The following is a 12,379-nucleotide window of genomic DNA, read 5'->3' on the forward strand; positions in this document are numbered from 1 at the left end:
CGACGATCAAAACGGGAGAAGAAGAAATGGCCTCGTTTCCTCTTGGAGTGAGTACGATCAGTGATGCCTGGACAGTGCCGCTGGAAGAGTCTTTGACTCGTCTGGCGAAGCTTGGCTTCACGCATTTCGATGTGATGGTCAGCCCGGCGCATCTCGACATCCAGAATATGACGGCGCGTGATTATGCGCGCATCCGTCGGTTTCTGGAAGCGGAAGGCTTGACTATTCATTCGCTGACGGCACAGAGCCTGGACCATAATCTTGCTTCGCCCCGCGAAGAAATCCGCGAAATGACGGTCGGCTTCAACAAGAAGCTTCTGGACGCGACCTACGAACTTGGGGCGCAAGGCTTTGTCTCCGTATCAGGGCGATATAATTCTCTAAATGCGCCACCAAAGGCGCAGTTGGAGGGCTGGTTCCGGGGTTCTCTCGAGAAGACGGTCGCTTATGCGGAGCGGGCTGGGGTAAAGGTGTTTCTGGAAAACATCCCGATGGGGGTTTTGCCGGATGCAAAGAGCATGGTCAAATGGGTGGAAGAATTTGCGAGCCCCGCTTTGACCATCTGCTACGATCTGGCCAATGCGCATTTCATCAGTGAGGACCTGAGTGAAGCGATCCCGCTAGTGGTCCCTTACCTCGATATACTTCACATGTCCGACACCGGGAAAAGCGCCTGGAAACACGACCCCATCGGAACGGGCAGCGTTGATTTCGCGGCGGCGGCCAAAGCACTGGCCGCGTCGGATTATCGGGGACTGTCGGTCGTGGAAATTCTCAGTTCCGAACCGGACGCCGCAATTCAGGACGCTTTGCAAAAGCTGCAACCTCTGGGCTGGGCGCTGTCTGAACAACAAAACTTACGCAAGGCTGGCTAAGCTTTTTTCAGCTCTGCGTTAATCCTCCGAAACAAAAGAAGCCCCGAAAGGATCATTCCCTTCGGGGCTTTTTTAGGGCGGTTCCGGTTAAGACGGAATCGTGGAACCGCTCTATCTATTTGCTTTTAAGCATTATCCTACGTATCGAAGCGGGATCAGAAATCAGTCCAGTGAACTGATTTCCCCGCGTAGGCGCTACGCACTTTTGCTGGAAATACTCTATGCCGGCCGGGCCTCAGCTTCGCTTGTGCAAGCCGGGAAAGTAGCGCGATCCACTCGCCGCAAGACCGATCTCTTCTGCTGCTCTGGTGAGATGCGGTGCAAGCTCCGCCATCCGCTCCGGTGTCATGCGGACAGTTGGTCCGGCGATGGAAAGGCAGCTAATAACCTCGCCGCCGCTGCGAACCGGCACAGCCATCGCAGCCATGCCAATAATGTAGCTATTGACCGAAATGGAATAGCCACGCTTGCGTGTCTGCGCCAACACTTTCAGAAGTTCGGTGATCGTGGTGGGAGCACCAGGACCGGAAGGCTTGTTGCTGTTGACGAGGCCCTGTTGCGCAACCCGGTGCAGAGCCTCTTCATCGGTCATCGAGGCAAGCCACGCCTGACCACCAGCGCTTGTGGCCAGATGAACATTGACGCCCTGTTCTTGTCCGGGATCATAACGCAAACCGCCGGTCGCGCCTTGTGCAACCGCGACCCAGATCAGATCGTCGCCATCAATCACCGAGAGACGAATCAACTCGCCGCTGGTTTGGGCCAACCGGTCCAATATGGGCTGAGCCACATCTCCAACGCCCGTGCGGCCGAGAAAACCTACACCGAGCGCTGCGAGCTTCATGGTGAGCGCATAGTCTCCTTGATCCTGAACCTGACGAACATAACCAAGTCGAATCAACTCGTTAAGCGTGCGGTGCACGCCACTTGGAGGCTGATTGACATGCTGGGCAATCACTGAGACGGACAGACCGGCAGGACGAGCCGCGAGCAGCTCGATGATGGTCAGCGATTTTTCAAGAGCGCTCATAGTATCCCATTTCAGTTACCTATGCTCTTTGTGGCACATGAGCCAAGACAGTCAAGGCGATTACAGTGCGCTGTCAGAAGAATTGACCCAAGCCGTGGCGAACAATCGGTCAGTGTGGCACTTTTGGTTCCCACGGATAGAAGCTGAGGGGGAAGGGGCGCAAACCTTCGGGCAATCGCTTAGATAGTTAAGACGATCTTGGCGGCGGCGGTGTGCCCCCTATCAAGATCGCGGAAGGCTTGGCTCCCTTCGGATAAATGCCGGCTTTCAACCCAATTGAGCGGACCCAGTCGCCCTGATGCCAGCAACGCCACGGTTTCCCGAAAATCCGCCATTGAATAACAATAGGAGCCGATGAAAGCGATTTCCGCAAGCGTGATCCGTCTGACATCCACGCCTTCCGATCCCGGCAGAAGGCCGAGATGCACAATCGTAGCCCCGCGGCGTGCCATCAAGAATGCTGCCTCTCTCGTTTGCTTCGCGCCGACCGCGTCAAAGATCAGATCGACCGAGTTCGCCGGAGGCGCCGATGACGCATCGTTGGGATCGTAGGCGATAATCGCGGAACTGGCGGCGGACGCGGTCCTGCGGCGAATAGGATTTGGTTCTGCAAGCATTACAGCACCCGCCCCTTGGGCAATTGTGACAAGCGCGGTCGTCAGTCCGATGGCTCCCCCGCCAAGCACCGCAACGCGCGCTGCCGAAAGCGGACGACGCAAATTGTTTGTCCCGAGAAGAACTGCATGATAGGCGACCGCTACCGGTTCGGTGAGCGCGGCCACACGAAAATCCATGTCGTCTGGAATTTTCACCAGATTGCGTTCTGGGACCACGATCCGTTCGGCAAAGCCGCCTGCATGCGGCGGGAGCCCTATGTTGCGCTGGTTCTCACACAGCTGTTGCGTCCCGGACAGGCACTCGGTGCATTCTCCGCAGGTTAAAAGTGGATTGACCGCCACACGCTGCCCGGCCAAAGATCCTGTTTCCACAACACCAGCTATTTCATGTCCCATAATCATCGGTGGAACCCGACGCGGGTCGTGTCCGTGATAACCATGCATGTCCGAGCCGCAGATGCCACACGCCTTGACCTTGAGAAGCGCTGTGCGGGGGCCAGCTTGCGGTTCATCGACTTCGCGATAAACCATGTTTTCTTTACCCAGATAAACCAGCGCTTTCATTGTGTTCCTCTCCCAAATTGTGACATTGCATGCTTTATCGCCCGCGCGTTCTTGAAGCCGCGTTGCTGCTATGCACGAGGGTTGACTACGGTTCACCTGGGGGCGCGGGGTTCGATGGGTTGAACCCGTGGACGCTTGGCTCGCTCCGCCCGGATTATGCGCTAATCTGTAAGCGGTCCGATATGATCAAGCCTGGCGCCGCGAGCGGCTCGCGTACCCAGCGCGCGCACCGGTTCGTTATCTATGCCGTAACGCTCAGCCATCATCATGATATGTGCAGAAAGTTGCTGCAGCGCTTCGGTAATCTGGTTGTTTTCGAGAAGATCGACAATGACGAGATGCTCCGCGCTGGAAAATTTGCGGGTTGACAAAGACGAGCGATGCGACCGCAACGCCGCAACTTTGCTGGCGACCAGATGATAGGCGTTAACGAGGTAGGGATTGCCACAATTTTCCAGCGCCGCGTCGTGAAAATGATCGTCAGCCCGGGCACCGCGCAAAACATCGCCAGCCTCACATGCCTCAACCATGTCTTTCGCTGCGATGCGCATCGCGTTCAACGTTTCATCACGCCTGCGCACCATGGCGAGACGTACCGCTTCAACTTCGATAGTCTTTCTGAACTCGCACAGATTGACGGTATCTTCATGGGTCGGCAGGAAAACAAAAGTGCCCCGCTGGGGTTGCACATCAATCAGGCCCTGCTGCTCAAGAATGGCGAAGGCTTCCTTGACGGGACTGCGGCTGACACCGAGCGCGGTTGCGAGCTTGTCTTCCGACAGCGCATCCCCCAGTTCAAGTTCACCGTCTATAATTGCCCGCCGCAACCTGTCGGTCACCCGTGCACCCAGCGAGGATCGCGGTTTTGAATGCATTTCTGCGGACCCTTTCCTTGTTGCAGCTAAAATAACTTCTCAATGCAGTATAAATGATTCCTGTACGCGTCCACCGGGGGCGAAGCAACACCCCCGGTGCCATGACACCACGGCAGTTACACACTGTCGAGGAAGCGTTTTGTTGCTGCCATTCCCTGTTCGGCGCGTTCAAGGAAACTAAGTTCGGTATCGCCTTTATGCGGAGTTTCGACGCTGATGACGACATCGTCGGGCAGTACGGACATCAGTTCGCGCAACCAAAGACCACCGTCGCCGGGGAACATCCGTCCAGTTCGGGCCTCAGCAATGCAACCGGCATTGTCCACCGGCTGTTCAGCCGGTGCATCGCAAAGTTGCAGATAGAGCGCCAGTCCTTCCGGCAGGGACGCAACATCACGGGGATTACCGCCCGACCGGGACAGATGCAGCGCATCGATCAGGAGCCCGACATTTTTCCGGCCTGATGCGGTGGCAAGGCGCGTTGCATCCTGGATCGTCGCCGTCGAACGCCAGCGCATGAACTCTACCGCCATTTTGATGTCGTATTGTGCTGCAGCATCGGCGATCTGCGCCAGATTGTCCGAAGACCGCGACAGGTCGGGGTCTTCGCAGGTGATCTGCATCACCGGCATGCGCAATTCGCCAGCCGTTTCGATGATTGGTAGCCATGCGGCAATATCGGTCTGTGGCAAAAGCGTAAATACTTCCCCGTCATAGAACGAGACACCGGTATCTGCGGCGGCGGCCTTGATCTCCCGGAGCAGCGGCTTCTGGCCGACAATGGGATGGGCGAGTTCCAGTCCGTGCGGGGCGATCAGCCGCAGACTGACCATATCGTAACCGCAGGACGCTGCGATCTTGACGTTATCAACGGGTGGGCAACCGAAGACGGTCAGATAGGCGAGGGAGAGAGGATGTTTTTTATACATGCTGCGGCCTCAATAGGTTGCGCGACCGCCGGACACATCGAAAACCGCGCCGGTTGAGAATGAACATTCTTCTGAGGCGAGCCAGCACACGAGTGCTGCAACTTCATCGGCTTCTCCGAGCCTGCCGACCGGTATTTTCGCGGTTACAAAGGCTTTGAATTCCGGCGTCAGCTGGTTCATCATCTCGGTTTCGATAGCTGCGGGCGTGACGCAGTTGACGCGAATCTGTGTGGTTGCCAGCTCTTTTCCGACAGATTTCGTCAGGCCAATAACGCCCGCTTTGGAGGCGGAATAAGCGACCGCGTTGGGATTGCCCTCCTTGCCGGCGATGGAGGCGATATTGACGATGCGGCCATATCCAGTCTTGCGCATTTCGCGCACCGCCGACTGGCAGCAATAGAACACGGCATCCAGATTGAGCGACATGACGAACCGCCAGCCGTCATGGGGATATTTTTCGAATTGCTCCAGAGGACCATTGTGACCGGCGCTGGTAACGAGGATGCCGAGTGGCCCCATCTCAGCCACCACCTCTGCGGTTGCAGCTTCAACCTCGGCGGCATCCATCACATTCACCACATACCCTTTGGCGCCCGGCAATTTTGCGGCGGCTCCCTCCACGCGCTCGCGGTTGATATCCCAAAGCGCGACCTTGTGCCCTTTGGCCGCAAGGCGTGCCGCAATGGGAAATCCGAGCCCTCCCGCACCGCCGGTTACAATCGCGACGCGTGATGTTTCCTGTTCTGCCATAATGGCTTTCCTCCCTGATAATCCGGCCCGCTTTCGCGCGGCCCTGTGAATGAGATGTTTGGTGCTCCCAAACGGACAGCGAATCTTGTGCTTGACATTCTGTAGAATACTAACATTCTAGTAGCCTAAATGGGTCGGAAACGACCGACTTGTCAAGCGGGAGGACGCGGGGCAAGCAGAATGGAGGAGAAGAATATGGGACTGAAGGGCTCTGCCTTTCTGGCGATCTGGCACGACATCGAAGATGGTGCCCATGACGAATATATCGAGTGGCACACACGTGAACATATGCCTGAACGCCTCTCGATACCCGGCTTCAGGACAGGCAAACGGCTCCACGCGCCCGCTGCCACCCGATATGTCTTCGGGACAATCTATGCTGGCGAAACAGTCGAAACATTTCGGTCACCGGCCTATCTCGAACGTCTGAACAATCCAACGCGGTGGACTGCTGCCGTCGCGCCGAGCTTTCGCAACTTTCTGCGCGTCGCCTGCGAACGGATAGCGACCGCCGGTACTGGCGACGGAGGCTCTGTGGCAACGATCCGCTTCGATCTTTCGGGGAGCGAAGGAGAGGAAGGGCTGAGGGCGAAGGCGCAGGGGCTTGCGGACAAGATGCTCGCCGTTCGTGGTGTCGCTTGCGTGCATATCGGTATTTCGCGCAACGAAGTTTCGAGCGTTCGCACCAGGGAAACCGAGTTGCGTGCCGAAATGAGCGAAAGCGGTTTCGATGTGGTGGTTCTCATTGAAGGGTCTTCAAATCCGGGACTTCATTCGGCGCTGCCACAGATTGAGCAACTGGCAATTGAAACCGGCGTTCTTTCTTCTCCCATCAGCAATATTTACGATGCCGCCTTTTCACTGACCTCCGAAGATATGCAGGGGGCAGCATGACGCGGGTCCTCGTTACCGGTGGGGCCGGTTTTCTGGGCGGATGGATTTTGAAGGCGTTGAAGGCGCAAGCTCACGAAGTGCGGATATTCGACCGTACCAGTGATCGACGTATTCTGCGGGAAATTGTCGGCGACGAGGCTGAGCAGGTTGAGTGGTATCAAGGCGATATCGCAGATGCAGAGGCTGTAAAGGCGGCTGCCAGCAATTGTACCTCTATTGTCCATCTTGCAGCACTTTTAACGCCCGCCTGCAAGAACGATCCGGTGCTCGGTGCAACGGTCAATCTGATTGGTACGCTGAATGTTTTCGAAGCCGCCAAGGCAAATGCGATTGGGCGGGTGGCCTATGCCAGCAGTGCTGCCGTCTTTGGCCCGGACGATGGGCTGACGCCTTATCCGGTCACGCAGTATGGTGCTTTCAAACTCGCATGCGAGGGAAGCGCCAGAGCCTATTGGCATGATTCTGGTATTGCCAGTATCGGCCTGCGTCCCACTGTTGTTTACGGGCCGGGCCGGGAAAGCGGGCTAACCGCCGGGCCGACAATTGCCTGTCGCGAAGCGGTTCGTGGCAATTCTTATACAATTGGCTATTCAGGGCCGCAGGACATGGTTTTCGTGGCTGATGTGGCGGCGGCGTTTGCGGCTGCGGCAACACGATCTTACGAAGGTGCGCACGCCTTTTCGCTGGGTGGCGCATGCGAGGATGTGCCCGACGTCATCCGGGCGATCCGGTCAGAAATACCCGGTGCCAAAATCGACTTTGCCGGTGAAGCCGTACCGATGGCGCCCAATATCGCGGCAACCGACAACAAGCGTCTGCTGGGAGCCATCCCCGTCACGTCGCTGCGTGACGGGATTGCCCAGACCGTTGCCCATTATCGTGCAGTGGCGAGAGCAGCCTGATGGCCATCTACAGCGATAAATCGCAGGATCATGTCGGTCATCGTCTGCAAGCGGGCATCGATAGCGTCTTCCGCAAGGAGTTCACGACCGAACAGGACCTTCAGCGTGTGCCGGTTGGAGACATAGGTAAAACCAAGCGCAGAGATGGAGATATAGAGATCGAGCGGATCGACATGACGGAAAAGTCCCTGGGCGACACCGCTCTCGATAATCGTCGATACTCTGTTGACGATGGCGCTGTTGAGCCCCTCCATGCCGGTCGCCGCCTGCAAATGGACGGCACCATGCAGGTTCTCGGTATTGATCATCCGCACGAAGGCTGGATTGTCGATGTAATAACGGAAGGTAAAGGAGATCAGCGCTTTCATCGCGCCAATGGGGTCGGCGGGATCAAGCAACAGCTGCTCTTCAGCGGAACGGATGCCGACATATAGGTGTTCCATGGCCGCAAGGTAGAGTTCCTCCTTGCTGCCGAAATAATGGTAGACCATCGCCTTATTGGAATTCGCCCGCTGCGCAATGCGATCCACCCGAGCGCCGCCAATTCCATGGGTCGAAAATTCCGCAATAGCGGATTCAAGCAGAAGGCGCCTGCGTTTTTCCGGCGATCGTTGCCCAGGATCGAGCGTGTTCTGTGTTGGCATCGTATCGGTATTCGTCATCTGGATTCCTCGGACTGGCTGTCCTCTTACCACATTGGAAGGAATTGGGCAGCAGCTTGAGCATAAGTCATCGATCTGCGGACAGGGATATCACGTGGATTGACATCAACCAACTGGTTGGTTAATAAAAAAACGAACACAGGTCCGGTAGCGAAGAGGAGTCGCTGTCTGGACAAAACGGCACAAACCCTGAGGAGGACCATCAATGCCGGGCAAATTCTCAATTCGTAATGCTGCACTGACGCTTTTTGCAGGCGTGGCTATGGTATTCGGCGCTTCTGCAGCCCATGCACAGGCCCTGGAGAAAATCAAAAGCGCAGGCGTCGTTCGCATCGGCGTGATGGGCGAACAGGCCCCATGGGGTTCAATCGACTCCACAGGCAACAATGTCGGCTATGACGTCGATGTTGCGAAGCTGATCGGCGAGGAAATGGGTGTCAAGGTCGAGTTCGTGCCAAACGCCGTTGCTGCACGTATTCCCAACCTTTTGACCGGCAAGGTCGATCTGCAGATGGCGGTCATGGGCATGTATCCTGATCGCGCGAAAGCTGTCCAGTTCACCAAGCCCTATGCCGGGTTGAAGATCATTCTTCTGTCGAGCGCCAAGAACAACATTACCAAGATTGAAGACGCGAAAAGCCTTCGTATAGGCGTGCCGCGCGGCGCTGCGCAGGACAAGTCAATCACCAGTCTTCTGGGCGATGTCGCCAATATCCGCCGTTTCGATGATGACAGTTCGACAATGCAGGCGCTGGTATCCGGGCAGGTCGATGCCATTGGTGGCAACACCACCTACAAGATCAATCTCGACAAGGCTGCACCGGGCAACGATTACGAGCAGAAACTGGTCTTCAATGAACAGTGGATGGGCGTTACGACCAAGCTTGGCGACAAGGAAATCAACGCCTGGCTGAACCAGTTCATCGACAAGATCAAGGCAGATGGCCGTCTTGAGGCGATCAACAAGAAGTGGCTCGGCGAAGACAAGCTTCCGAATTTCCCGGAGAAGCTCGAAGGCGTGCCCTACACAGTCGAATAAGATCAGCGACAATTCCAATACAGCATGATGAGGCGGGGTGTGCGGCCGCGATTGTGAAGTCGCGCCCTCGTTTCCATGGAAAGTTTGAACATGCGTAAAATCTTCATACTGAACGGCCCCAACCTTAATCTGCTCGGTCAGCGTGAGCCGGAAATTTACGGTCGAACGACGCTCGATGAAATTCGTTCCTGGGTGGAGGCGGATGCCGCAGAGTTTGGTGTGGCGATTGAGTTTCGCCAGTCGAACTTCGAAGGTGAAATCATCGAAGCTATCCATACCGCACGTCACGAAGCGGTTGGGATCATCATCAATCCGGCCGCCTTTACTTTCACCTCGATTGCTATTCTTGATGCACTCAAGACCTTCAATGGTCCCAAGATCGAGCTGCACATTTCCAACGTGCATCAGCGTGAGGAAATCTATCACAAGTCGCTCGTATCGAGAACGGCAACAGCCGTGATGGCAGGTTTTGGAGCTCAAGGGTATCGCCTTGCTCTCAGGGCAATGACGGAGATGACGGCATGACACGCATTGGTCTTATGGGGGCGGGCCTGATTGGCCGCGAACATGCGGAACTTCTGACTTCCAACCGGCGCGCGAAAATTGCCGCCATTTGCGACCCGACGCCAGCCGCTGCTGAAATGGCGGCACGGCTTTCCGTCCCGCATTTCTCCGACTATGGCACGATGCTCGATGAGGCAAAGCTGGACGGTGCCATCATCGCCCTGCCAAACCAGTTGCACGCACCGGCAGCTCTGGCTTGCATCGAGCGCGGTGTACCTTGCCTGATCGAAAAGCCGATTGCGGAAAGTCTGGCGTCAGCCAACCGGATTGTAGAAGCATCCGAACGTTCGGGTGTTGCTGTGCTCGTCGGGCATCAGCGGCGTCACAGCCCGGATATCCGGTCGGCAAAGCGTGCCATTGACGCGGGCGAACTCGGCCCTCTGGTTGCCGTCAATGGCATGACCTTGTTTGACAAGCCCGATGACTATTTCAATACGGAATGGCGACGCAAATTGGGTGGTGGGGTGCTGTTGATCAATCTGATCCACGACATTGATGTGCTGCGCTATCTGGTAGGCGAGATCGAAAGTATACGCGCCTTTACGTCATCTGCGCGCCGCGGCTTCGAAGTGGAAGATACTGCAAGTATCTCGATCCGCTTCGTCAATGGGGTACTGGGCACGTTCCTGATTTCCGATGGTGCCGTCAGCCCCTGGGCCTGGGAATATACGTCCGGTCAGGCGCTCTATCATCCGGCACAACCCGGACCATGCCTCTTCCTTGCCGGACGCAAGGCAGCATTGTCCGTTTCCGATATGTATCTATGGCGACACGCGGAGGAAAGTGATCATTGGCAGCATCCGCTGATCCGCGAATACCGGCCCGGTGATGGCTCGTTGACCTATGTGAACCAGCTCGACCATTTCGTCGATGTGATCCATGGCAATGCCAAGCCGTTGATCACGGCACGCGATGGCATGTTGACACTCGCCGCCACGCTTGCGGTCGATGTTGCGGGACGTGAGGACCGTACCGTGACCCTTGCTGAAATGTTGAACACAGCCGGAGTGGCGGCATGACGAGCAGAAAGACATCACTCTCGTTCCTGACCGGGCTTGGCGTCGCGCCGGAAGAAGCCGTGCTGGCCGCAGCGGAAGCAGGTTACGATTACCTCGGTTTTCGCCTGCTGCCCGCTGTTCCCGGTGGACTGGCTTATGCGCTGATGGACGAGCCAGCCCGTGTGAAATCACTTATCAGCCTCATGAATGACAAGGGCGTCGAGGTATTTGACATCGAGATGATCCGCATAGGACCGGATTTCGATCCCGAGCCATATCTGCCATTTCTGGATTGCTCGGCCCAATTGGGTGCGCGTGCCATTCTGGTTGCGGGCGATGACGCCGACGAGGGGCGTTTGACCCACTCCTTTGTGAAACTGTGTGAGGCCGCGCGTCCTTTCGGTCTGTCGATGGATCTGGAGTTCATGCCGCAATCCGAACTCCGCGACCTTTCGGCTGCGACCCGCGTGCTGACTGCGGCTGACCAGCCAAATCAGGGCGTGATTATCGATACGCTCCATGTTTCGCGAGCGCGCACCACGATTGAAGAGATTGCCAATGTGCCGCGCCAATGGCTGCATTATGCGCAGATTTGCGATGCTCCGGCCAAAATTCCGGAAAGTCGTGAAGAGCTGAATTTTGCCGCACGCCACGAGCGGTTCCTGCCCGGAGAAGGCGAGCTCGATCTCATTGGCATGTTCGATGCTTTGCCGGCTGATATCCCGGTTGCGGTCGAAATCCCGAATGATCGTCAGTCGAAAGGCTTGTCCGTTGCTGAATGGGCGAAGCGAACGCTGCGGGCATCAAATGACATACTGGCCAAAGTGACCGGGGAGGTTGTAGCGTGAAAAACCTTGAAACCAAGACCATTCAGGGCGTGACGATCCCCAGCCTTGGACTGGGCACGTTCGAACTGAAAGGGCCGGAAGGCGAAGCTGCAATCCGCACGGCGATTGAGCTTGGCTATCGTCAGATCGATACGGCCATTCGCTATGGCAACGAGGTTGAAGTGGGGCGCGCTGTTCGCGAGAGCGGTGTCGCACGCGGAGACTTGTTCGTTACGTCCAAAATCTGGTTCACCGATCTTGATCCGGAAACAGTTTCCCGCCGGGTCGATGAAAGCTTGGAGCGGCTTGGCTTTGACTATGTCGATCTGCTTTTGGTGCACTGGCCGAGCAAGACTGTTCCTCTCGGCGAAACGCTTTCAGCTTTTGCAGAAGCAAAAGCGAGCGGTAAGACCCGCCTGATCGGCGTCAGCAATTTCACGGTCGCACTTCTGGACGAAGCGCTGGATGTTCATAACGCCGAGTTGTTCTGCAATCAGGTCGAGTATCACCCTTATCTGTCGCAGGAGAAGCTCCTTACGCGCATGCGTGAGGCAGGCATGCTTTTAAATGCCTATCAGCCGATCGCGCGGGGCAAGGTTTTCAACTCGGATATCCTTGTCGAGCTTGGGCGCAAATACGGAAAGTCCGCTGGCCAGGTCACCTTGCGCTGGCATCTACAGCAGGACAATGTTGGCGCCATTCCGCGCTCCGCCAAACCTGAGAATATGAAGTCCAACCGGGATATTTTTGATTTTGAATTGTCCCCGGAAGATATGGCGGCAATCCATGCGCTTGCACGCGGCGAACGGTTCTCCCGTTTTGAATGGGAACCCGAATGGGACTGAACGCCCTG

The 12,379-nt window shown here is 56.5% G+C and carries 14 protein-coding genes; 8 read left to right on the top strand and 6 right to left on the bottom strand.

Annotated elements, in window-relative coordinates; genetic code table 11:
• Positions 1–26 precede the first annotated feature (26 nt).
• Positions 27–875: a sugar phosphate isomerase/epimerase family protein gene (locus tag FIC94_RS18790; protein ID WP_140026014.1), complete on the top strand. Its 849-nt coding sequence runs from the start codon at positions 27–29 to the stop codon at positions 873–875.
• Positions 876–1,110: 235 nt separating this feature from the next.
• Here the strand turns inward: FIC94_RS18790 and FIC94_RS18795 are convergent, their stop codons facing one another.
• The 5 genes from FIC94_RS18795 to FIC94_RS18815 all read right to left on the bottom strand — a co-directional run bounded on the left by FIC94_RS18795 (position 1,111) and on the right by FIC94_RS18815 (position 5,640).
• A complete protein-coding gene (locus FIC94_RS18795) occupies positions 1,111–1,905 on the bottom strand; it encodes an IclR family transcriptional regulator (RefSeq protein ID WP_140026015.1) in 795 nt (264 codons plus the stop codon).
• Positions 1,906–2,084: 179 nt separating this feature from the next.
• Positions 2,085–3,086: an alcohol dehydrogenase catalytic domain-containing protein gene (locus tag FIC94_RS18800; RefSeq protein ID WP_140026016.1), complete on the bottom strand. Its 1,002-nt coding sequence runs from the start codon at positions 3,084–3,086 to the stop codon at positions 2,085–2,087.
• 161 nt (positions 3,087–3,247) lie between these two features.
• Positions 3,248–3,961, bottom strand: a complete 714-nt coding sequence (locus FIC94_RS18805) for a GntR family transcriptional regulator (protein ID WP_140026017.1) — start codon at positions 3,959–3,961, stop codon at positions 3,248–3,250.
• Positions 3,962–4,077: 116 nt separating this feature from the next.
• Complete coding sequence (locus FIC94_RS18810) at positions 4,078–4,890, bottom strand: sugar phosphate isomerase/epimerase family protein (protein WP_140026018.1); 813 nt, start codon at positions 4,888–4,890, stop codon at positions 4,078–4,080.
• A gap of 9 nt (positions 4,891–4,899) precedes the next feature.
• Positions 4,900–5,640 (bottom strand): SDR family NAD(P)-dependent oxidoreductase, encoded by a 741-nt coding sequence (locus FIC94_RS18815; RefSeq protein WP_140026019.1) that lies wholly within the window; start codon positions 5,638–5,640, stop codon positions 4,900–4,902.
• Between the two features lie 195 nt (positions 5,641–5,835).
• Between FIC94_RS18815 and FIC94_RS18820 the strand changes: the two genes are divergently transcribed.
• Positions 5,836–6,534, top strand: a complete 699-nt coding sequence (locus FIC94_RS18820; RefSeq protein WP_140026020.1) for a hypothetical protein — start codon at positions 5,836–5,838, stop codon at positions 6,532–6,534.
• Complete coding sequence (locus FIC94_RS18825; protein WP_140026021.1) at positions 6,531–7,436, top strand: NAD-dependent epimerase/dehydratase family protein; 906 nt, start codon at positions 6,531–6,533, stop codon at positions 7,434–7,436. The genes FIC94_RS18820 and FIC94_RS18825 overlap by 4 nt, the downstream gene beginning before the upstream one ends.
• Here FIC94_RS18825 and FIC94_RS18830 read toward each other — a convergent pair.
• Entirely contained in the window at positions 7,409–8,098 is a 690-nt protein-coding gene (locus tag FIC94_RS18830) for a TetR/AcrR family transcriptional regulator (protein ID WP_121539038.1), read from the bottom strand. The genes FIC94_RS18825 and FIC94_RS18830 overlap by 28 nt on opposite strands.
• Before the next feature lie 205 nt (positions 8,099–8,303).
• Here FIC94_RS18830 and FIC94_RS18835 point away from each other — a divergent pair, with 205 nt between their 5' ends.
• From FIC94_RS18835 to FIC94_RS18855, 5 genes are all read left to right on the top strand, one after another.
• Positions 8,304–9,137, top strand: coding sequence for a transporter substrate-binding domain-containing protein (locus tag FIC94_RS18835; RefSeq protein ID WP_121539037.1), 834 nt, complete (start codon positions 8,304–8,306; stop codon positions 9,135–9,137).
• 90 nt (positions 9,138–9,227) lie between these two features.
• Positions 9,228–9,662 carry a type II 3-dehydroquinate dehydratase gene (aroQ, locus tag FIC94_RS18840; RefSeq protein ID WP_121539036.1) on the top strand — a complete coding sequence of 145 codons (435 nt, stop codon included), beginning with the start codon at positions 9,228–9,230 and terminating at the stop codon, positions 9,660–9,662.
• Complete coding sequence (locus FIC94_RS18845) at positions 9,659–10,720, top strand: Gfo/Idh/MocA family protein (protein ID WP_121539035.1); 1,062 nt, start codon at positions 9,659–9,661, stop codon at positions 10,718–10,720. Before aroQ ends, FIC94_RS18845 begins: the two co-directional genes overlap by 4 nt.
• Positions 10,717–11,547 (top strand): sugar phosphate isomerase/epimerase family protein, encoded by an 831-nt coding sequence (locus FIC94_RS18850; RefSeq protein ID WP_140026022.1) that lies wholly within the window; start codon positions 10,717–10,719, stop codon positions 11,545–11,547. The genes FIC94_RS18845 and FIC94_RS18850 overlap by 4 nt, the downstream gene beginning before the upstream one ends.
• On the top strand, positions 11,544–12,371 hold the full coding sequence (locus FIC94_RS18855; RefSeq protein ID WP_210237309.1) for an aldo/keto reductase: 828 nt from the start codon (positions 11,544–11,546) through the stop codon (positions 12,369–12,371). Before FIC94_RS18850 ends, FIC94_RS18855 begins: the two co-directional genes overlap by 4 nt.
• Positions 12,372–12,379: the final 8 nt, after the last annotated feature.

The sequence above is a fragment of the Ochrobactrum teleogrylli genome (assembly GCF_006376685.1).
GTDB lineage: Bacteria > Pseudomonadota > Alphaproteobacteria > Rhizobiales > Rhizobiaceae > Brucella > Brucella teleogrylli.

What these genes read in the sequence shown, in the direction of transcription:
- FIC94_RS18790 (WP_140026014.1), top strand. Translation starts at nt 27, where the DNA reads ATGGCCTCGTTTCCTCTTGGAGTGAGTACGATCAGTGATGCCTGGACA.
- FIC94_RS18795 (WP_140026015.1), bottom strand. Translation starts at nt 1,905, where the DNA reads ATGAGCGCTCTTGAAAAATCGCTGACCATCATCGAGCTGCTCGCGGCT.
- FIC94_RS18800 (WP_140026016.1), bottom strand. Translation starts at nt 3,086, where the DNA reads ATGAAAGCGCTGGTTTATCTGGGTAAAGAAAACATGGTTTATCGCGAA.
- FIC94_RS18805 (WP_140026017.1), bottom strand. Translation starts at nt 3,961, where the DNA reads ATGCATTCAAAACCGCGATCCTCGCTGGGTGCACGGGTGACCGACAGG.
- FIC94_RS18810 (WP_140026018.1), bottom strand. Translation starts at nt 4,890, where the DNA reads ATGTATAAAAAACATCCTCTCTCCCTCGCCTATCTGACCGTCTTCGGT.
- FIC94_RS18815 (WP_140026019.1), bottom strand. Translation starts at nt 5,640, where the DNA reads ATGGCAGAACAGGAAACATCACGCGTCGCGATTGTAACCGGCGGTGCG.
- FIC94_RS18820 (WP_140026020.1), top strand. Translation starts at nt 5,836, where the DNA reads ATGGGACTGAAGGGCTCTGCCTTTCTGGCGATCTGGCACGACATCGAA.
- FIC94_RS18825 (WP_140026021.1), top strand. Translation starts at nt 6,531, where the DNA reads ATGACGCGGGTCCTCGTTACCGGTGGGGCCGGTTTTCTGGGCGGATGG.
- FIC94_RS18830 (WP_121539038.1), bottom strand. Translation starts at nt 8,098, where the DNA reads ATGACGAATACCGATACGATGCCAACACAGAACACGCTCGATCCTGGG.
- FIC94_RS18835 (WP_121539037.1), top strand. Translation starts at nt 8,304, where the DNA reads ATGCCGGGCAAATTCTCAATTCGTAATGCTGCACTGACGCTTTTTGCA.
- aroQ (WP_121539036.1), top strand. Translation starts at nt 9,228, where the DNA reads ATGCGTAAAATCTTCATACTGAACGGCCCCAACCTTAATCTGCTCGGT.
- FIC94_RS18845 (WP_121539035.1), top strand. Translation starts at nt 9,659, where the DNA reads ATGACACGCATTGGTCTTATGGGGGCGGGCCTGATTGGCCGCGAACAT.
- FIC94_RS18850 (WP_140026022.1), top strand. Translation starts at nt 10,717, where the DNA reads ATGACGAGCAGAAAGACATCACTCTCGTTCCTGACCGGGCTTGGCGTC.